We start from the raw sequence: 20,166 nt of genomic DNA on the forward strand, positions 1-20,166 counted from the left end.
TAAAGACAAACTTCGACAAGAGGGGGAGGAGAGTGTCTTGAAATCATTGAGAAGCAAGCTGTTGGGGATGGTTTTACCTATTCTGATTGTATCGCTATCCACCATCGCATGGATTAACCATTCTAAAGCAACGGAGTTTCTCGAACAAAATTTTAACGAGAAGGCCAATCTGCAGCTTGTTAACTTAAAGAAGCAGATTAGTACATGGATTTCGGTACGGGAAAGCGTGCTTAACACAATATCTCAATCGGATGATGTGAAAAATGGAACGCCAGAGTCGGCTGTTCCCTTTCTAAAGAAAGAGTTGGACATTAATCAAGAATTTGATTATTTCTTCGTAAGCGATGAGAAGGGAAATATGGTTACGACGGCTGGAGATAGGGCTAATATTGCTGATCGTCCATATTTTAAACGCGCTATGAGCGGGCTTCCCGCTATTTCTGATGTAGTTGTAGCGAAAACGACCGGTAAAAAAATCATCGTATTGGCTATGCCGTTAGAGACGGAGAACGGTGAACGGAAAGGCGTTTTGGCCGGAGCTATTACGACAGATTATCTAACAAGTGTGCTGTCGGACGTCAAGCTCGGCAGGACAGGATATGCTTTCATGGTCCAGAAAGATGGCATGGTTGTCGCGCATCCAGAAAAAGACAAAATTCTTAAAGAAAATGTACTGAAAGGCTCGAATCAAGACTTAATCTCTATCATAAAAAAATCGCAAACAGGACAGACTGGTTCTTTACGCTATACGGACAAAAATGAAGCTAAACTAAGCTACTATACATTTATTCCGCGAACAAGTTGGTCGCTTATTATTACTGCACCGGCGAGTGAAGCGACGGAACAATTATCATATCTCGCCAAAATCTCTATAGCAACCGCAGCCGGGGTTCTTATCTTTACATGTATCATCCTTATATTGTTTGCTTCCCGCTTTGTGCGTCCGATTCGTCGCTTGAGTGATGTGACGGCTGAACTGGCTCAGGGGAATTTGACGGTGCGTGCCAACGTGCATAGTGAAGATGAAGTGGGAAAATTGAGTCAGAACTTTGATAAAATGATTGAAAATATGAGTGACATTATTGAAACGATGAAGACGACTTCCACTCATCTGGAACATTCTTCACAGAATATGACTATTTCCAGCGAGGAGACAAAGCGAGCCGCAGAAGAAGTGGCCCTTACCATTCAGGACCTGGCTACCGGTTCGACCGACATCGCTGACTCGGTTAGTGAAGTAACCGGAGAGATGGGTGCGATGAAGCATACGATTGACAATATCTCTGAGCAAGCATCTTGTATGGTTGGTGCGTTTACGAAAATGTCTGAGCTTTCTAGGGAAGGTCTAAAGGTTTCTGGACAGGCTGTGAGCCGGATGCAGGATGTAGATGAACGCATTCATGAATCGGCCGGGATGATGCGGGGGCTAGAGGATAAGTCAAACGAAATCGGCGGTATTGTTACTTTGATTTCCAGCATTGCGGAGCAGACGAACCTTCTTGCGTTGAATGCCAGCATTGAAGCAGCCCGCGCAGGCGAACACGGCAAAGGTTTTGCCGTCGTAGCCGGTGAAGTGCGCAAGCTGGCCGAGCAGACCAATCAGGCTACTTCTCAGATCCAAACGCTTATCTCCGATACACAGAAGGAAGCGAACCGGGCATCGCAATCGATTTCGGACGGCGTATCTACCGTGCAGGAAGGACGTACTATGGTTGAAAAATCAGGTGCATACTTCTCTGAGATGGCAGCTATGATTGATGAAGTGACGGAGTTAACTGAAGCGATTACCCGGGAGATAAAGCAGGTAGAGCATAATACGATGGTCGTTGCTGAATCGATGGAAAGCATCGCAGCCATAACCGAAGAAGCTTCGGCGAGCACAGAGCAGGTCGGTGCCTCTAGCGAGCAGCAGGCCGCTTCTGCTCAAGAAATTCTAAATGACAGTCATCGGCTTAAAGAGCTGTCCATTCAACTTCATGAAGTTGTCAACCGATTCCGCATCCATCAGTAAAAAATATGGCCTCACAGGTAATGTTACTTGCCTTGTGGGGCCTTTCACTGCCAGTTGCAAGCCTGGATAAGCTGTAGTACCATACCATTAACGGTATATTTAAAAAGGAGAGAGAGAAGAACATGGATTGGTTATCTGTAGCATTGCTGGGATTGTTAATTGTATTTATTCTTTACCGCATATTGCCTCCGCGTGGCGTAAAGAAGATATCTGCGGATGAATTGCAGGAGATGATAAAGCAGGCGAAGGGCAAGCAAATTATCGATGTGCGCGAGCCGAATGAATACCGGAATGGGCATATTCAAGGCGCTCGTAATATTCCACTTGGCCAGGTAAAATCGGCGGTAAACGGTATTCCTAAAGATAAGGAGACGTTTCTTATCTGCGAGAGCGGTTTTCGCAGTTCCCAGGCTGCGCGTATTCTGAAGAAAGAAGGCTTCACAAATCTTTATAATGTATCCGGCGGCATGAAGCGCTGGAAAGGAAGAGTTGTAAGAAAATAACGTGTACGATACAGGAGAAGGGAGAACGCCAGATGGTGTAGCCTTCTCTTTATTTTTGTGGAAAATGAGAAGAATAGAACGTGTTCCTTCACAGCAGAAGCTCCTGTATGGAAAAACCGGCTTCCTTCCATACTATATACATATGATTTGATAAATCGACACATGTTTGTGGTGAGAGGTAAGAAAAGAAGGAAGGACGGAAGTGGGCGGAAAAAGACACGCTGGCCTTTTTTCTGTTGGGGCACAGGGCGCATCTAACCTCTTCTTTTTTCCGAATCTCCTACTTCCAACCACGCTATCTTGTCAAAATACCAAGTGTAATTTATATAGATAGGGAAGGAGTTGAGCGGAGTATGTTCATACGTCTAGGAAGAAACAACACTGTATGCGGCCCGGTTCGATATGGTCGTATAACAAAACATATGACAGCATCGCTGCGTCCCGGAGATATTGCAATTATCGAGCATACCGATATTGATGAATTGGCAGCCCGTGAACTTATTGAGCGAAAGGTAAAAGCGGTAGTGAATTGCGCAGTATCCTTTACAGGAGAATATGAAGTGCAAGGGGCAAGGCTTTTGCTTGATATGGGGATACCGCTGTATGATTGTCCAGCACAGTCCGGTCTGCCGGGAGAAGTTTCAAATGGTGAAAAAGTGGTTATTGATGGTCATTACTTATTTCGGGAACGGGATAAGATGATGCTTACTCGCCTGTTGCCAGTAACTCATGAAGAGTGGAAAGTAACCTATCAAAAAGCAAAAAAAAATACATCTGAGAGGCTGGCACGCTTTATTGATAATACCCTGCATTATGCATTGCGTGAGAAGGAGAATTTGTTTCGCCCGCTTCCGGGTTTATCGCTTCATACAATGATTTCTGGTCGGCACGCAGTAGTTGTTTCACGCGGTCGGCATTATGAAGAGGATTTGCAAGCGATTCGAAACTATATTACGGTATACCGACCTGTACTTATTGGAGTGGATGGCGGCGGCGATGCATTGCTTGCGCAGGGATGGCGGCCGGATATTATTATGGGGGATATGGATAGTGTAAGCGATCAGGCGTTGTATGAGACGAAGGATGTTATTGTGCATGCCTATGCGGATGGACACGCTCCGGGAGAAGAGCGGATTCAATCGTTAGGGATACCTTACCATCTTTTGCGGGCGCCAGGCACGAGTGAAGATATGGCCCTGTTATACGCGTATGATAACAAGGCTTCGCTTATTGTCGGAATAGGCACCCATACATCAATGGAAGACTTTCTGGAGAAGAACCGCCACGGTATGGCCAGCACGCTGCTGGTACGAATGAAAGTAGGCAGTAAATTGGTCGATGCCAGGGGTATTCATCATTTGCACTCACCGTTTATATTTACAGGATTGCCCTTGTTTCGCCAGTTAAAAACACTTATGCAGACGAAGCGATGAAAGGGAGGGCTGCAATTATCGTTCCGGCCTACAATGAAGCGTCATACATCTCGGAAACATTGCGGACATTGCGCCAGCATCCTTCCTTCCTTGATTGTTGGCTCGTTGTAGTGGACGACGGAAGCGAGGATGGCACGGGCGTGCTTGCAAAAATATGGGCTGATGATGTCGTCTGCTTACATAAGAACGAAGGAAAAGGCAAGGCATTAAGGCAAGGGATTGAAGCGGTGGACGCCGATTACTTTTTATTTGTGGATGCGGATGTAGGAACAACAGCAAGATACACGGAGTGTCTTTTAAGCATAGTGAGGTCTGGAGAGTGTGAGATGGCTATCGCATGTCCGCCCGCCGCAGAGCGTGGTGGTTTTGGGCTGGCCAAACGTTTGGCCAGGCGAAAAATCCGGCAAATAACCGGCATAACAATACAGGCGCCTTTATCCGGCCAGCGTGCATTAACGCGCAGAGCGGTCGAAGCGGTAAAAGAATGGGATGTAGGCTTCGGGATTGAAGCTGCGATGACGGTGGATGTGCTTCGGGCAGGACTCCCGATACGTGAAGTACCGCTTGTAATTCGGCATCGTGAACACGGTAAAAGTCTGGAAGGCTTTTGGCATCGGGGACGGCAGTATTTAGCGATTCAAAAGGTGATGGCGAAGAGACGGGAGATAGGAAGATGAGCAAGTGGCTTATCATGTTTGCGGGAGGGTGGGTCATCAGTTTTACGGGGATGAAGAACCTTCGTTTTTTGTTCGAGCGAAGAAGATGGATGGCACCAAATTATAATGGTGATGCTATTCCGCTGGGCTATGGGCTGGTGTTTTGGATAGCCTTGGTGTGGTTTGTCTTTTGTGAGCCTGCTTCTGTTTGGCTTATTGGTCCATCTATTATCGTCTCATTTGCCGGATGGCTGGATGATCGAATAGGTCAATCAAGAATGAAAGGATTGCGTGGCCACTTTGGCATACTGTGGCGAGAAGGACGGATAACGACAGGAATGCTAAAGGTTTGGATAATCGGCAGTTGTGCCGCAGGTGTGGCATTTTTGGAGTCTGATACGGTTTCTTCATTTATTACAGACGTATTGCTGCTTGCATTAAGCGCGAATTTTATCAATTTGCTGGATGTGCGTCCCGGACGCGCTTTGAAAGGCTTCTGGTTTCTTTTGTTGCTCTGTGTGACGGTAGGCTCTGTGCATGATACGGAAATGCCGTTTTTTTTGTATCTTTTTATGTGCACAATCGTTGCTGCGCCGTCAGATTTTTCCGCACGGGCTATGCTAGGGGATACAGGAGCGAACCTGCTTGGTTTTCTTGGCGGAGCGCTTTGTGTGTACTCATTATCTCCGATGGTAAAATGGCTTATTGTTGCATGGCTTATTATCCTTCATGTGTACACGGAGCGTGTTTCATTAACGACTGTCATCGAACAAAATGCGTTATTGCGCTGGATTGACCGATGGGGAAGGTCATAGGATAAGAACCAAGAAAAACTGCGGGCGTCTTCACTTGTCCTTTTTCTACAAGAAAGCCAAATGGCCGTTTTATGTTATGTAAAAAGAACCGCTACAGGCAAAAGTGACTGATACGGTTCCGTTAGCATGTTTTTATCACTGTTCTTTTTTTCTGAAGCGAGGCTGTACGAGATTTTTTTTGCGATCACGATGCAGGATAAAGCCTCCGATGAATGCGACGCCGAGTGCAAACAGTACAAAGCCAAACAGAAATTTTCCGAGCAAAAATTGATTGATGGCTGGATCAAAGTACAAGTACAGTGTATCCCGCATCGTTTTGAAGCCATATGCCGCGACGGCACCTGGAATGATGTAAATGATAAAAACGGCAACGAATCGTAACAGCATAACCTTTACCTACCTTACTGTATAACTAACTTGATGAATCTTGTTGTTCTCATCTTATCCCTTTCTATTTCTTTTGTCTACTATTGCCCGAGCGGTCAAGCTTTGGTTAAATAATAAGAGTCTGCAATTTTTTTCATGGTGAGGGAGGAGACGCATGAAGGTTGTGATTATGGGAGCCGGGCACGGAGGTACGGCACTTTTACGTGTGTTGCATCAGATGGATAGCGTAGATGTAATCGGTGTGGTCGATATTGATAAAGAGGCGCCCGGTATTACACTTGCCAAAAAAATTGGAATTGCAGTGGGCGCTTCTATACAATCTTTTTTTGCGCGTGGTGTAGATGTAGTGCTTGAAGTAACCGGTAGTGATACGGTGTATAGAAGATTGCAGGAGATAAAGCCCAAGGATACGGTTATCATTCCTGGAAATGTCGTTTCGGTAATCATGCGTCTCATCGAAGAACGAACCCAGCTTGTACAGGTATTGCATGGCAAGCAAAGGCAAATTGATACCGTACTTAATTCCACGCATGATGCAATGATCGCAGTTGATGTAAACGGGATTATTTCTCTGTATAATCGTGCTGCCGAGCGAATTTTGGGTATAGACAGGGAGGAAGCACTAGGGAGAAAAGCAGAGGAAGTGATCCCTAATTCACGGCTCCATCTTGTGCTTCGCTCGGGTGAATCAGAACTGAATCAAGAGCAATCACTTGATAAAACCCGCCGCATTGTCACGAACCGGGTGCCGATTCTTGAACAGGACGGGCAGATTATTGGAGCAGTCGCTGTATTCCGCGATGTCACCGAAGTCGAGACATTAACGAACGAAATTACGACGCTCAAGGATATGCAAAGCCTGCTTGCGGCCATTATTCAATCGTCCAATGATGCCATCTCTGTTGTTGATATGCAGGGAAACGGCCTCATGATTAATCCTGCTTATACCCGCATGACCGGGCTGACAGAAGCGGACATTATCGGAAAGCCTGCTAATGTAGATATTTCGGAAGGGGAGAGCATGCATATGCAGGTGCTCAGAACCGGTCAGTCGGTACGAGGGGTTCCGCTTAAAGTTGGCCCGAAAAAGCGGGATGTTGTCGTTAATGTAGCTCCCGTTGTTGTCGATGGTGTGCTGAAGGGGAGCGTGGGGGTACTTCATGACGTATCTGAGATTAAAAAGCTAACTGAAGAGCTGGAACGTGTGAAGCGTCTGGTACGTAAGCTTGCGGCCAGTTATACGTTTGATGATATTGTGGGCAAAAGTGAAGGCATATTGCATGCAATCGAACAAGGACGAAAAGCCGCCCGAACTCCAGCGACTGTGCTTCTGCGGGGGGAATCGGGAACGGGCAAGGAGTTATTCGCACATGCAATTCATAATGAAAGTTCACGAAAGTATAGTCAGTTTGTACGTGTAAATTGTGCCGCCATACCTGAAACGTTACTTGAGAGCGAACTGTTCGGCTACGAGGAAGGTGCCTTTACCGGTGCGAAGCGGGGAGGGAAGAAGGGCTTATTTGAAGAGGCGAGTGGCGGAACGATTTTTCTTGATGAAATCGGTGAACTATCCATGAGCACACAGGCAAAGCTATTGCGAGTGCTTCAGGAAAAAGAAATTGTTCGCATCGGCGGTACGAAAGCTGTTGCTGTTGATGTGCGTGTTATTGCAGCTACGCATGTCAATTTGGAGCGTGCGATGCAGCTTGGGACCTTTCGTGAAGATTTGTATTACCGGATCAATGTGCTTCCGATCGTCATTCCACCGTTACGCTATAGGGCCCAGGACATCGAGGAACTCGTAGAATATTTAATTCATAAATATAATCAAGAGTACGGAAGGAATGTGCAAAATGTGGCACCTGAAATGCTGCAACGGCTCGTGAATTATTCATGGCCGGGGAATGTACGCGAGCTGGAGAATGTCATCAGCCGTTCGCTAATCAATATGAAGTTTCAGGAAACTACTGTGCAACCGTATCATTTGCCGGAGCTGGTAGCAACTAATGAAGAGGAAGAAAATGCAGAAAAAGTAAAAAAGAGCATAGATAAGAAGCATAGGGAAGATGGTCGGACATTGAATGAGCGGCTTGAAGAAGTGGAAGCAGATATTATTAGAGAAGCGCTAATCAATTATGGCGGAAATAAGACAGAAACCGCCAAACAATTAGGTGTTTCTATTCGTAATCTGTATTATAAAATTGAAAAGTATGGATTATAGCAAAAAAATGCATGCAAAATATTGCGCAATATGCAGTTTTTTGCAGGATTAAAATTTTTTCTTCTTGTACTTTTTGACGAAAATTCAAATGTGTAGACATATTTTTAGGAAGCGTTTACAAAAATGGTATTGGCATAGGCATTGCAAGGAAATATGATGGGTGAGCGATAATAATAAACTATACTATGAATAATACATTTGATATGCCAAAGGTTTTCCTTTGATATACACTGTATACAGTGTATATCAAGCATTATTTATCCCGCTCAACGGGCAAACAGCCCCCTCACTTTACGTATGCTGCGTGGGGGATGAAGAACCCTAAGCTGATGGAAGTTTTACTTTATGATATCTCTGTAGGAGGCAGGAACAAGCATGAAGATATTTGACTACATGGAAAGATACGATTATGAACAGTTGGTGTTTTGTCAGGATGAAAATTCCGGTTTGAAAGCCATTATTGCTATACATGATACTACACTGGGCCCTGCGCTAGGTGGGACACGGATGTGGACGTACGACTCGGAAGAAGACGCCATTGAAGACGCACTGCGCTTGGCGCGTGGCATGACTTACAAGGCAGCAGGCGCCGGTTTAAATCTGGGCGGTGGTAAAGCGGTCATAATTGGTGATCCGCGCAAAGACAAAACTGAAGAGATGTTTCGCGCATTTGGCCGGTATATTCAGGGGTTGAACGGCCGCTATATTACGGCTGAAGACGTGGGCACAACCGTAGCTGACATGGATACGATTCATATGGAGACGGACTATGTAACCGGGGTTTCTCCGGCGTTTGGCAGCAGCGGTAACCCGTCTCCGGTAACAGCGTATGGCGTATACCGTGGGATGAAGGCAGCGGTGAAAGCAGCCTTCGGCAATGATGATCTGGGCGGAAAGACGATTGCGGTACAAGGCGTAGGGAACGTTGCGTACAATTTATGCCGTCATCTGCATGAAGAAGGGGCGACGCTTATCGTAACGGATATCAATAAAGACAATGTACAACGCGCGGTAGATGAATTTGGCGCTAAGGCGGTAGATCCGGATGATATCTACAATCAGAACTGCGATATTTTCTCTCCTTGTGCGCTTGGAGCTATTATTAATGACAGCACCATTCCACAGATTAAGGCCAAAGTAATCGCTGGTGCGGCAAACAATCAGCTGCGCGAAGAACGGCATGGTGATATTATTCAAGAGATGGGGATTGTTTACGCGCCAGACTACATTATAAACGCAGGTGGTCTTATTAATGTGGCTGATGAGTTACAAGGGTACAATCGCGATCGTGCCATGAAGAAGGTTGAGACTATTTACGATAATATTCAAAAAGTCATCGAGATCTCGAAACGGGATCATATCCCGACATACAAAGCCGCAGATCGGATGTGTGAAGAACGCATAGCCAGCATGCAGCGTTCACGCAGCATGTTTTTGCAAGATGGCAAGCATGAGTTGTCTCGCATCCATCATAAATAATAACGAATTACCGGAGGTGCCCTATGTCCAACGAATATGATGTAGTGGTGCTCGGCGGGGGAACGGGCGGCTATGTAGCCGCCATCCGTGCCTCTCAGCTGGGCATGAGAGTGGCAGTGGTCGAAAAGGATAAATTGGGTGGAACGTGTCTGCATCGAGGCTGCATTCCAAGTAAAGCGTTGCTGCGTAGCGCAGAAGTATACCATACGCTGAAGAATGGGGCACAATACGGTGTAGAGGCCGGAGATATTGGCATTAACTTCCTGCGAATGCAAGAGCGCAAGCGGGAAATTGTCAGCCAGTTGCATAAAGGTGTGCAGCATTTGATGAAGCAAGGAAAAATCGACGTATATGAAGGAATCGGCCGCATTATGGGCCCTTCTATCTTTTCACCTCAGGCGGGTGCTATTACAGTCGAGTATAAGAATGGTGAATCGGAAATTCTGGTACCGAAATTCGTATTGATTGCGACTGGATCCCGTCCGCGTACATTGCCTGGTCTAACTATAGACAAGGAAACAGTAATTACGAGTGACGAAGCGTTGGAACTTACACAATTACCGAAATCGGTGCTCATTATCGGAGGCGGCGTTATCGGCATCGAATGGGCATCTTTATTTAACGATTTGGGTGTAGAGGTTGAGATTGTCGAGTATGCGGAACGCATCCTGCCGCTTGAAGATGAAGAAATCAGCAAAGAAATGGCGCGCCTGCTCAAAAAACGAAAAATCAAAGTACATACCGGAACGAAAATTCTGCCTGAAACACTTGAGTATGGTGAGGGAGCGGCCATTATCAAAGCTGAGCAGAACGGTAAAGAAATCGAATGCAGAGCCGAAAGAATTCTTGTATCTGTGGGCCGTCAGGCCAACATCGAAGACATCGGACTTAACAATGTAGAAGCGGATGTCGAAAATGGTGCGATTAAAGTTAACGAAATGTTTCAGACCAAAGAAGCGCACATTTACGCTATCGGGGATGTAATCGGAGGGCTGCAGTTGGCCCATGTTGCTTCGCATGAAGGCATTGTCGCAGTGGAACATATGGCTGGCCAGCATCCGCATCCGATTGATTATACGATGGTTCCGAAATGCACATACAGCCGTCCCGAAGTGGCTAATGTCGGCTTGACCGGGGCAGAAGCAAAAGCGCAAGGATATAGCGTTAAAACAGGAAAATTTAATTTCCGCGCCATTGGCAAAGCGCTTGTTTACGGTGAGTATGACGGATTTGTCAAGATAGTTGTGGATGAGAAGACTGATGATGTGCTGGGCGTGCATATGATTGGCCCACATGTTACTGACTTGATTGCTGAAGGCGCGCTGGCACGTGTGTTGGATGCTACCCCATGGGAGATCGCACATACGATTCATCCGCACCCGACATTAGCGGAGATCATGGGTGAAGCGGCGCTGGCTGTGGACGGTAAAGCGATCCATTCCTGATAAAATAAGATATCAAAGCGGGGCTTCCCGCTTTCTACTCATCAAAAATTAAGGAGGCGAGCCTATTATGACAGAGCATCGTCATCAAGCGGCAGGTTTAACTGACGAACAGGTTCTGGATATGTATTATCATATGCTTTTAGCCCGAAAAATCGACGAACGGATGTGGCTGTTGAATCGTGCAGGCAAAATTCCGTTTGTTATCTCCTGCCAGGGACAGGAGGCGGCACAGGTGGGAGCGGCATTCGCATTTAATCATGAGACAGATTATGCGTGCCCGTACTACCGGGATATGGGCGTGGTGCTTGCATTCGGTATGAGCGCGAAAGATATGATGTTGTCGGCGTTCGCCAAAGCGGAAGATCCAAACAGTGGAGGTCGTCAAATGCCCGGGCATTTCGGCAGTCGCAAGCATAATATTCTGACTGGCTCAAGCCCGGTAACGACACAGGTGCCGCATGCTGTGGGCCTCGCCCTTGCCGGAAGAATGGACGGTAAGAATCCGGTCGTATTTACCTCATTCGGCGAAGGCTCCAGCAATCAAGGCGATTTTCATGAAGGAGCTAACTTTGCTGGTGTGCATAAACTTCCTGTTATTTTCTTCTGCGAAAATAATAAATATGCTATTTCCGTGCCTCTTGCGAAACAGCTTGGCTGCGAGAGCGTGGCAGATCGTGCGCAAGGCTATGGATTTCCGGGTGTTTCGATCGACGGCAACGATCCGATTGAAGTATACAAGGTCACCAAAGAAGCGGTAGAACGGGGCCGTAACGGAGAAGGCCCAACATTAATCGAAGCGGTCACATACCGTCTGGTGCCTCATTCGAGCGATGATGATGATCGGGCCTATCGTTCGCGTGAAGAGGTCGATGAAGCGAAAAAGAAAGATCCGATCTTGCGATTTGCTGCTTACCTGCGCCAGGTAGGTCTTTTGCCAGAGGAAAAGGAAGAAGAATTAAGCGAGCAAGCAGCAAGAGAAGTGGATGAAGCGACCGAATACGCGGAAAATGCACCATATCCGGAACCGGAATCTGCACTTACGCACGTATATGGGGAATAAGAGGGGGGAGAATAAAGTGGCTATCATTTCATATATTGATGCGGTAACCCAGGCACTTCGGGAAGAAATGCAACGCGATAAACGCGTATTTGTAATGGGTGAGGACGTAGGTGTACGAGGCGGCGTATTCCGCGCTACGAATGGGCTATATGAAGAGTTCGGAGAGGAACGTGTTATTGATACGCCTCTCGCAGAATCCGCGATTGCAGGCGTTGCGATTGGTGCAGCTGCCTACGGTATGCGCCCGGTGGCGGAAATGCAGTTTGCCGACTTTATTATGCCTGCGGTTAATCAAATTGTAAGCGAAGCAGCGAAGATGCGGTACCGTTCCAATAATGATTGGCATTGCCCGCTTGTTATCCGTGCTCCATATGGCGGTGGCGTGCATGGAGCGCTTTATCATTCACAGAGCGTAGAGGCGATGTTTAATAGTACGCCAGGTCTTAAAGTAGTAGCGCCTTCCACTCCGTATGACGTAAAAGGAATGTTGAAAGCGGCCATTCGTGATGATGATCCGGTGCTTTTCTTTGAGCATAAACGCTGCTATCGATTGATTAAGGGTGAAGTGCCTGAAACAGATTACACAGTTCCGATCGGAAAAGCCGAAGTAAAACGCGAGGGCGAAGACATTACGGTTATAAGCTATGGACTTACTCTTCACTTTGCGCTACAGGTGGCTGAGAAGCTGGCTGAGGAGGGCATTAGCGCGCATGTGCTTGATCTGCGTACGCTGTATCCGCTTGATAAGGAGAGCATTGTTGAAGCCGCCCGCAAAACCGGAAAAGTATTGATTATCCATGAGGATAATAAGGAAGGTGGCGTCGGCGGTGAAGTGGCAGCTGTAATTGCTGAAGAGTGCCTATTTGATCTTGATGCGCCGATCCGACGTTTGGCAGGACCGGATGTACCGGCTATGCCATACAGCCCGACGCTTGAAAAATTCTTTATGCTGAACCCGGATAAGGTAATGGCCGCAATGCGTGAGCTGGCCGAATTTTAAAGATTAGAGATAAGTGAAAAAGGAGGCAACACGCGTTATGGAAACCCAGGTGCTTATGCCCCAGCTAGGCGAGTCCGTTACGGAGGGAACTATTGCCAAATGGCTGATAAAGCCGGGCGATACCGTGAAGAAATACGAACCGTTATGTGAAGTAACAACAGATAAAGTGAATGCTGAAGTACCGTCAACTGTTGAAGGAACGGTAACGGAACTGGTAGCCAGAGAAGGCGATACGCTGTCTGTAGGCGAATTGATTTGCTACATTGAGACGCGGGCAGGAGGTGCGAAGGCTCCTGTAGCAGCGCAACCGACTGATACGAAAGAGATCGCGTCTGAGACGCCAGCGGCTGAATCCCCCAAAGCGAACATCCCTTTGCCATCGAAGGGAAGCGTAGTGAATTCTGCGGCGAAAGCAGCCGGGAAGCGTTATTCTCCGGCAGTAATGCGCCTGGCACAAGAGAACAATATTGACCTAGCCCAAATAGGGGGCACGGGCAGGGAAGGTCGGATCACTCGCAAGGATGTTCTGGCTTTCATCGAGAATGGGGGCATGACAACGCAGTCGGCTAAACAGCCGGGGCCAATCAACGAGGAAGAAGCTGCCATGAACGTAGTTCATGTGGAGTCCCCTTCTCAGACGGCCCCTGCACCAAGTGTTCGTCCCGCCGTGAGTACACCGGAAATTAACGCATATCCGGGTGATACGGAAATTCCGGTTAATAATATCCGCAAGACGATTGCAAGCCGCATGGTGCAAAGCAAGCATGATGCACCGCATGCCTGGACGATGATTGAGGTCGATATGACCAATCTTGTGAAGCTGCGCAATAGCCTAAAAGCTGAGTTTAAAGCAAAAGAAGGCTTTAATTTGACATTCATGCCCTTCTTTATTAAGGCGGTCGTAGAATCGATTAAAGAATTTCCGATTATGAATTCGGTTTGGGCAGGCGACAAGATCATTATGCGTAAAAGCATTAATGTTTCCATTGCGGTAGCGACTGATGATGCCTTGTTTGTTCCGGTTATTAAAGATGCCGATCAGAAGAGCATCTACGGATTAGCTCGTGCAGTGGATGAGCTGGCGGCGAAGACACGCCATGGTAAATTGTCGATGGATGATATGTCAGGCGGCACGTTCACCGTTAACAACACAGGTTCGTTCGGCTCTGTATTGTCAGCGCCAATTATTAATCAGCCGCAGGCGGCCATCATAAGTATGGAATCCATTGTGAAGCGTCCGGTTGTTGTTGATGATATGATTGCGATTCGTGATATGGCGAATCTGTGCCTATCGCTCGACCATCGTGTGCTTGATGGCTTGGTGTGCGGGCGTTTCCTGCAGAGTGTAAAGCAGAAGCTGGAAGCATACGGTTCACATACAAGCATCTATTAATACATCGCATGGCTTGGAATACGTAGACATAATAAGGGAATAAAAGAGGGGAGAAGAGAAGAAGGGGTGCCTGACGAATGAAGTCTGTATATCCTCTTCCTCTCTGTCTCCTTTTTTAGTATGCAAAATTTTGTCGAACCAAGCAGGAATTCTGTAAGAAAAAAAAGAATATGTAAAAAGATTGGAACTATTTTTGTAGTTTCAATACCAGAATAGATAAAAGAGACCATACGGAGTGTTCTGTAAGGAGGGAAAACCATGGGCAAAAACAAAAAAAAGAAAGCGCTTCGAGCGTGGGAAGAAAAAGTAGAGACACGCCTTGCCAAGGTGCCGGAGCGCAAAGAGAAGTTCGAAACCTCGTCAGGCATTGAGGTTGAACGGGCGTATTTTCCGGAAGATCTGACAGACGAGTATATGGAAAATACCGGATTTCCTGGCGAATATCCGTATACGCGCGGTGTACAGCCAACGATGTATCGGGGACGCTTCTGGACCATGCGTCAATATGCAGGATTCGGTTCTGCAGAGGAAACGAATAAGCGGTTTAAGTATTTGCTTGAGCAAGGACAGACCGGCCTGAGTTGTGCATTCGATTTGCCTACGCAAATCGGTTACGATTCCGATGACCCTATGTCTACTGGAGAGGTGGGCAAAGTGGGTGTAGCGATCGATTCGCTTGAAGACATGGAAATTCTACTGGATGGAATTCCGCTTGACAAGGTAAGTACATCGATGACGATTAATGCACCGGCATCCGTGCTGCTGGCGATGTATATTGCCGTTGGAGAGAAGCAGGGCGTACCTTCCGAGAAGCTATCGGGTACAATTCAGAATGACATTTTGAAAGAATATATTGCGCGCGGCACGTATATTTTCCCTCCGAAGCCGTCCATGCGCTTAATTACTGATATTTTTGCCTACTGTTCGGAGAATGTTCCGAAATGGAATACAATTAGCATCAGCGGTTACCATATCCGCGAAGCCGGCTCGACAGCTGTGCAGGAAGTTGCATTCACATTAGCGGACGCCATCGCCTATGTAGAAGCTGCGCTTGAGGCAGGACTCGATGTTGATGGCTTTGCTCCGCAGTTGTCCTTTTTCTTTAATGGTCACAACAATTTCTTCGAAGAAATCGCCAAATTCCGGGCGGCTCGTCGCATCTGGTCCCGTCTGATGAAAGAGAAATATGGCGCGAAGAATCCGAAGTCATGGCAGTTCCGTGTGCATACGCAGACGGGCGGCTCTACGCTAACTGCGCAACAGCCGGATAACAACATTGTACGTGTGACCATTCAGGCGTTAGCGGCTGTATTGGGCGGAACGCAAAGCCTACACACAAACTCAAGGGACGAAGCATTGGCATTGCCGACAGAAGAGTCAGCCCGTATCGCGCTGCGTACACAGCAGATTATCGCTTATGAGACGGGGGTAACGGATACGGTCGATCCGCTGGCCGGTTCTTACTACGTAGAAAGCCTTACCGATCAAATCGAGCAGCAAGTGCTGGATTATCTGAAAAAAATTGAAGATATGGGCGGTGCGGTATCAGCTGTAGAACAGGGGTATATGCAACGTGAAATTCATGAGAAGGCATACGAGTTTCAGAAAAAGGTGGAAACGGGCGAAGAAGTGGTCGTCGGTGTAAACCGTTTCCGCATTGAGGACGAAAAACAGCCTGAGCTGCTTCGCGTCGATCCAAGCCTGGGTAAAGTGCAGCGCGCTAAGCTTGAACAGCTTCGGGAACGCCGCGATAACGACAAAGTGAACGAAACGTTGAAAGCGCTTCGCAATGGAGCCAGAGGTCAGGATAATCTCATGCCGCTAATTTTGGATGCGGTTCGTGTCTATGCGACCATTGGAGAAATTTGTGGCGTCCTGCGCGAAGAATTCGGCGAATACCGTCCGGTGTAAGGAGGATAAGAGAGATGGAGAGAAAAATACGCGTACTTGTAGCAAAGCCTGGCCTTGACGGACATGACCGCGGTGCCCTCGTCATTGCGCAGGCGTTGCGTGATGAAGGAATGGAAGTAGTATATACCGGCTTACGCCAGACACCGGCGCAAATCGTAGCCAGCGCTATTCAAGAAGATGTGAATGTGATTGGCCTGTCCTGCCTGTCTGGTGCTCATAATGAATTGTTTCCTGAGGTGATTCGTCTGTTGAAAGAGCAAGGGGCAGACGATATTATTGTTATCGGTGGCGGAGTCATTCCAGATGAAGATATTCCGTTCCTGGAAGAGCAAGGTGTTGTGAAAGTGTTTACTCCTGGAACGAAAACGAAAGATACGGCTGATTTTATCCGTCATAAGGTGTCGGAGAAGCAAGGAGCTGCCGAGTCCATTATGAGTTCGCCGGAGAAGATTGAGCATATTGGGATCGCGGTGAAAAATTTAGATGAATCCGTCAAATTTTATACCAAAATGCTTGGTTTGAAACTGCTTGGATTCGAGACGGTGGAAAGCGAGCAGGTACGTGTAGCTTTCCTTGAAATCGGCGAAACTCACATTGAGCTTTTAGAGCCGACAAGTGAAGACAGTGCGATTGCGAAATTTATTGCCAAGAAGGGTGAAGGCATCCATCATATCGCGCTTAAGGTTGATGATCAGAAGGAACGCCTGAATAAGCTGAAAGAGGCCGGAGTACGGTTGATTAGTGAAGAACCGAAACTGGGCGCACATCAAAATATGGTAGCTTTTCTGCATCCAAAATCGACGCACGGCGTATTGCTTGAGCTGTGCCAAAAAGTCGATACGCCGATGCTTTCCGACCATACAGACAAACAGTAAAGTAGAGTGGAGAGGCAACAAGGCGGGAAGCTCCTGCCTTGTTTTCCATATGCAATGGATAGGAGGATTACACAAAAAATATGAGCACCATGTATGAAAGAATTGACGAAATGTATGAGAGACGCCGCAAAGTAGAGCTTGGTGGTGGAGATAAGCGCATTGATGCGCAGCATAATCGGGGCAAATTGACTGCACGGGAACGCATTGATTTGTTTTTAGACGAAGATACATTCGTAGAACTGAATCCATTTATTGAACATCGTGCGACTAACTTCGGTATGGATAAAATGGAGGGACCGGGTGAAGGTGTGGTCACTGGATACGGGAAAGTAAACGGTCGACTTGTGTTTATTTTCTCACAGGATTTCACTGTATTTGGAGGGGCCCTTGGTGAGATGCACGCTCTAAAAATTGCCAGGATTATGGATCTTGCGGCAAAGAACGGTGCACCGGTTATCGGACTTAATGACTCCGGTGGCGCCCGCATCCAAGAGGGGGTCGAATCGCTTGACGGATACGGTCATATTTTCTACCGGAATTCCATTTATTCCGGCGTCATTCCTCAAATTTCCGTTATCATGGGACCGTGTGCAGGCGGAGCAGTGTACTCTCCAGCGATTACTGACTTCGTCTGCATGGTAGAAAAGACAAGCCAGATGTTTATTACGGGACCTAAAGTTATCGAAGCTGTAACAGGAGAAAAGATTACATCAGAAAACCTGGGTGGGGCGAAAGTACATGCCTCCATTAGTGGAAATGCGCATTTCACAGCTCCAAGTGAACCAGAAATGCTGGAGCAGGTGCGTCGTCTGCTAAGCTTCCTGCCACAAAACAACAAGGAGAATCCGCCGGTTGTCGCACTTGAACATAAAGATGACGGCTGGGATGATGAACTGGCAGAAATCGTGCCTACAGCAGCAACTAAGGTATATGATGTTCGCAAAGTCATCCATAAAATTGTTGACGGCGGCGATTTCATGGAGGTACAGCCGGATTTCGCAAAAAACATTGTCATTGGCTTCGGACGTATTGATGGCCATAGCATTGGGATTATTGCAAACCAGCCAAAATTTATGGCTGGAGGCTTAGATATTAATTCATCCGATAAGCTATCCCGTTTTGTCCGTTGCTGTGACGCATTTAACATTCCGCTTATTACGTTTGAAGATGTATCGGGTTTCTTTCCTGGCATTAATCAGGAGCATGGCGGGATTATCCGTCATGGAGCGAAGATTTTGTATGCTTATTCTGAAGCGACTGTACCGAAGATTACGGTTATTCTGCGTAAAGCGTTTGGTGGTGCGTATGTAGCCCTCAATTCAAAAGCAATTGGCGCCGATATCGTTTATGCATGGCCGAATGCAGAGATTGCAGTCATGGGTGCGGAGGGCGCAGCCAATATTATCTTTGCGCGCGAGATTGAAAACAGCGAAAATCCTGCGGAAACAAGACAGGCCAAAATAGATGAGTATCGTGAACGTTTTGCCAACCCGTATGTGGCGGCAAGCCGTGGAATGGTAGACGATGTCATTGATCCGCGTGAAACAAGGAAAAAGCTGCGCGAAGCGCTGGATATGCTACGTACGAAACAGGAGACACGACCAGCCAAGAAACATGGTAATATTCCTTTATAATACGTATCATTTTATCCGATAGCCGTTCATGGCTATGCTAGGGAAGTAGCAGTACCCCCGTTCCTTTGTGTATAATGAAACACGTAGTGTGAATGTACGCGTTTCATTACATAAAGCGGGGGTGTTTTGTATATGGTGCAGGAAGAACGTATTGTTCGGGAGTTCATGGAACTTGTGCAGGTGGACAGTGAAACAAAAAACGAACGAGCGATCTGTGATGTATTAAAAGAGAAGTTTTCTGCTCTCGGGTTGGAGGTTGTTGAAGACGATGCAGCAGAGAAGACGGAGCATGAAGCGGGCAATCTTGTTGCAACACTCAAAGGCACAGCAGACGATTGTCCGACGATTTATTTTACATGTCATATGGATACGGTTGTGCCTGGTGCAGGGATTAAACCGAGTGTAAAGAACGGCTATATTGTTTCGGACGGCACAACGATTCTTGGAAGCGATGACAAAGCGGGTATTGCCGCCATGCTTGAAGCGGTGCGCGTGCTTAAAGAACAGCAAAAGCGACACGGTACCGTTCAATTTTTGATTACGGTCGGTGAAGAATCGGGCCTGCAGGGCGCAAAAGTATTTGATCCCGCATTGCTTCAGGCCAAGTACGGATTCGCGCTTGATAGTAATGGTAAGGTAGGCGACATTATTATTGCCGCGCCATTCCAGGCGAAAGTTACGGCCACTATCCGTGGCCGCTCCGCTCATGCCGGTGTGAATCCGGAAGCAGGCATTAGTGCCATTCAGGTTGCCAGCAAAGCGATCTCCCGTATGTCGCTCGGTCGTATCGATGAGGAGACGACCGCTAATATTGGCAGCTTTGAAGGAAGTGGTCCGACGAATATCGTTTGCGATCAAGTCCAGATTCACGCGGAAGCACGCAGCCTTGTGGAGGAAAAATTGAATGCACAGACGAAGAAAATGAAGCAAGCATTCGAAGAAGCTGCTGGAGAATATGGGGCAGAGGCCGATGTGGAAGTTGTTCTGGCATACCCCGGATTCAAATTTACGGAAGAGGATCTAGTCGTTCGCAGAGCGATAGAAGGTGTTAAAGCGGTTGGGCGTAAGCCTCGTCTGCTTGCAAGCGGAGGCGGGAGCGATGCGAATATTTTATCCGGCCACGGAATCCCGACAGCCAATCTAGCGATCGGTTACGAAGATATTCATACGACCAGCGAGAAAATCCCGGTTGAAGAACTGGTAAAAGCCGCTGAATTAGTAGTAGCCCTCTGTGAACAATCCGGGAAAATATAGTGTAAAAATAAGCTATAATCAAAAAAGATGGGGCCTATTTTAAAGCTCCATCTTTTTTGTCCTTTCCTTCGGACATTCTGCATATGTTT

At 47.2% G+C, this 20,166-nt stretch carries 16 protein-coding genes; 15 read left to right on the forward strand and 1 reads right to left on the reverse strand.

The window, feature by feature from the left end:
- Window positions 1-37 precede the first annotated feature (37 nt).
- From HMPREF0083_RS01050 to HMPREF0083_RS01070, 5 genes are all read left to right on the forward strand, one after another.
- Complete coding sequence (locus HMPREF0083_RS01050; RefSeq protein ID WP_040301033.1) at window positions 38-2,011, forward strand: methyl-accepting chemotaxis protein; 1,974 nt, start codon at window positions 38-40, stop codon at window positions 2,009-2,011.
- Between the two features lie 122 nt (window positions 2,012-2,133).
- Window positions 2,134-2,514: a rhodanese-like domain-containing protein gene (locus HMPREF0083_RS01055; protein ID WP_021619065.1), complete on the forward strand. Its 381-nt coding sequence runs from the start codon at window positions 2,134-2,136 to the stop codon at window positions 2,512-2,514.
- Between the two features lie 353 nt (window positions 2,515-2,867).
- Window positions 2,868-3,947 (forward strand): putative cytokinetic ring protein SteA, encoded by a 1,080-nt coding sequence (gene steA, locus HMPREF0083_RS01060; RefSeq protein WP_051354492.1) that lies wholly within the window; start codon window positions 2,868-2,870, stop codon window positions 3,945-3,947.
- Window positions 3,944-4,624, forward strand: a complete 681-nt coding sequence (locus HMPREF0083_RS01065) for a glycosyltransferase family 2 protein (protein ID WP_021619068.1) — start codon at window positions 3,944-3,946, stop codon at window positions 4,622-4,624. Before steA ends, HMPREF0083_RS01065 begins: the two co-directional genes overlap by 4 nt.
- Window positions 4,621-5,418 (forward strand): hypothetical protein, encoded by a 798-nt coding sequence (locus HMPREF0083_RS01070; protein ID WP_021619069.1) that lies wholly within the window; start codon window positions 4,621-4,623, stop codon window positions 5,416-5,418. The genes HMPREF0083_RS01065 and HMPREF0083_RS01070 overlap by 4 nt, the downstream gene beginning before the upstream one ends.
- A gap of 135 nt (window positions 5,419-5,553) precedes the next feature.
- Here HMPREF0083_RS01070 and HMPREF0083_RS01075 read toward each other — a convergent pair whose 3' ends face one another.
- On the reverse strand, window positions 5,554-5,805 hold the full coding sequence (locus HMPREF0083_RS01075; RefSeq protein ID WP_021619070.1) for a DUF2627 domain-containing protein: 252 nt from the start codon (window positions 5,803-5,805) through the stop codon (window positions 5,554-5,556).
- Window positions 5,806-5,959: 154 nt separating this feature from the next.
- On the opposite strand from HMPREF0083_RS01075, the gene HMPREF0083_RS01080 reads away from it, so the two are divergent.
- The 10 genes from HMPREF0083_RS01080 to HMPREF0083_RS01125 all read left to right on the forward strand — a co-directional run bounded on the left by HMPREF0083_RS01080 (window position 5,960) and on the right by HMPREF0083_RS01125 (window position 20,077).
- Window positions 5,960-8,026, forward strand: a complete 2,067-nt coding sequence (locus HMPREF0083_RS01080) for a sigma-54 interaction domain-containing protein (RefSeq protein ID WP_021619071.1) — start codon at window positions 5,960-5,962, stop codon at window positions 8,024-8,026.
- Window positions 8,027-8,401: 375 nt separating this feature from the next.
- Window positions 8,402-9,505 carry a branched-chain amino acid dehydrogenase gene (gene bcd, locus HMPREF0083_RS01085; protein ID WP_021619073.1) on the forward strand — a complete coding sequence of 368 codons (1,104 nt, stop codon included), beginning with the start codon at window positions 8,402-8,404 and terminating at the stop codon, window positions 9,503-9,505.
- A gap of 23 nt (window positions 9,506-9,528) precedes the next feature.
- Complete coding sequence (lpdA, locus tag HMPREF0083_RS01090; protein WP_021619074.1) at window positions 9,529-10,950, forward strand: dihydrolipoyl dehydrogenase; 1,422 nt, start codon at window positions 9,529-9,531, stop codon at window positions 10,948-10,950.
- Window positions 10,951-11,017: 67 nt separating this feature from the next.
- Window positions 11,018-12,010, forward strand: coding sequence for a thiamine pyrophosphate-dependent dehydrogenase E1 component subunit alpha (locus tag HMPREF0083_RS01095; protein WP_021619075.1), 993 nt, complete (start codon window positions 11,018-11,020; stop codon window positions 12,008-12,010).
- 16 nt (window positions 12,011-12,026) lie between these two features.
- Window positions 12,027-13,010, forward strand: a complete 984-nt coding sequence (locus HMPREF0083_RS01100) for an alpha-ketoacid dehydrogenase subunit beta (protein WP_040301034.1) — start codon at window positions 12,027-12,029, stop codon at window positions 13,008-13,010.
- Between the two features lie 37 nt (window positions 13,011-13,047).
- On the forward strand, window positions 13,048-14,403 hold the full coding sequence (locus HMPREF0083_RS01105) for a dihydrolipoamide acetyltransferase family protein (RefSeq protein WP_040301036.1): 1,356 nt from the start codon (window positions 13,048-13,050) through the stop codon (window positions 14,401-14,403).
- A gap of 258 nt (window positions 14,404-14,661) precedes the next feature.
- Window positions 14,662-16,314: an acyl-CoA mutase large subunit family protein gene (locus HMPREF0083_RS01110; protein WP_021619079.1), complete on the forward strand. Its 1,653-nt coding sequence runs from the start codon at window positions 14,662-14,664 to the stop codon at window positions 16,312-16,314.
- Window positions 16,315-16,328: 14 nt separating this feature from the next.
- Window positions 16,329-17,189, forward strand: coding sequence for a methylmalonyl-CoA epimerase (gene mce / locus HMPREF0083_RS01115; protein WP_021619080.1), 861 nt, complete (start codon window positions 16,329-16,331; stop codon window positions 17,187-17,189).
- 89 nt (window positions 17,190-17,278) lie between these two features.
- Window positions 17,279-18,823 carry an acyl-CoA carboxylase subunit beta gene (locus HMPREF0083_RS01120; protein WP_370950961.1) on the forward strand — a complete coding sequence of 515 codons (1,545 nt, stop codon included), beginning with the start codon at window positions 17,279-17,281 and terminating at the stop codon, window positions 18,821-18,823.
- A 132-nt stretch (window positions 18,824-18,955) separates the two neighbouring features.
- On the forward strand, window positions 18,956-20,077 hold the full coding sequence (locus HMPREF0083_RS01125; RefSeq protein WP_021619082.1) for a M20/M25/M40 family metallo-hydrolase: 1,122 nt from the start codon (window positions 18,956-18,958) through the stop codon (window positions 20,075-20,077).
- Window positions 20,078-20,166: the final 89 nt, after the last annotated feature.

This window comes from Aneurinibacillus aneurinilyticus ATCC 12856, assembly GCF_000466385.1.
Taxonomy (GTDB): Bacteria; Bacillota; Bacilli; order Aneurinibacillales; family Aneurinibacillaceae; genus Aneurinibacillus; species Aneurinibacillus aneurinilyticus.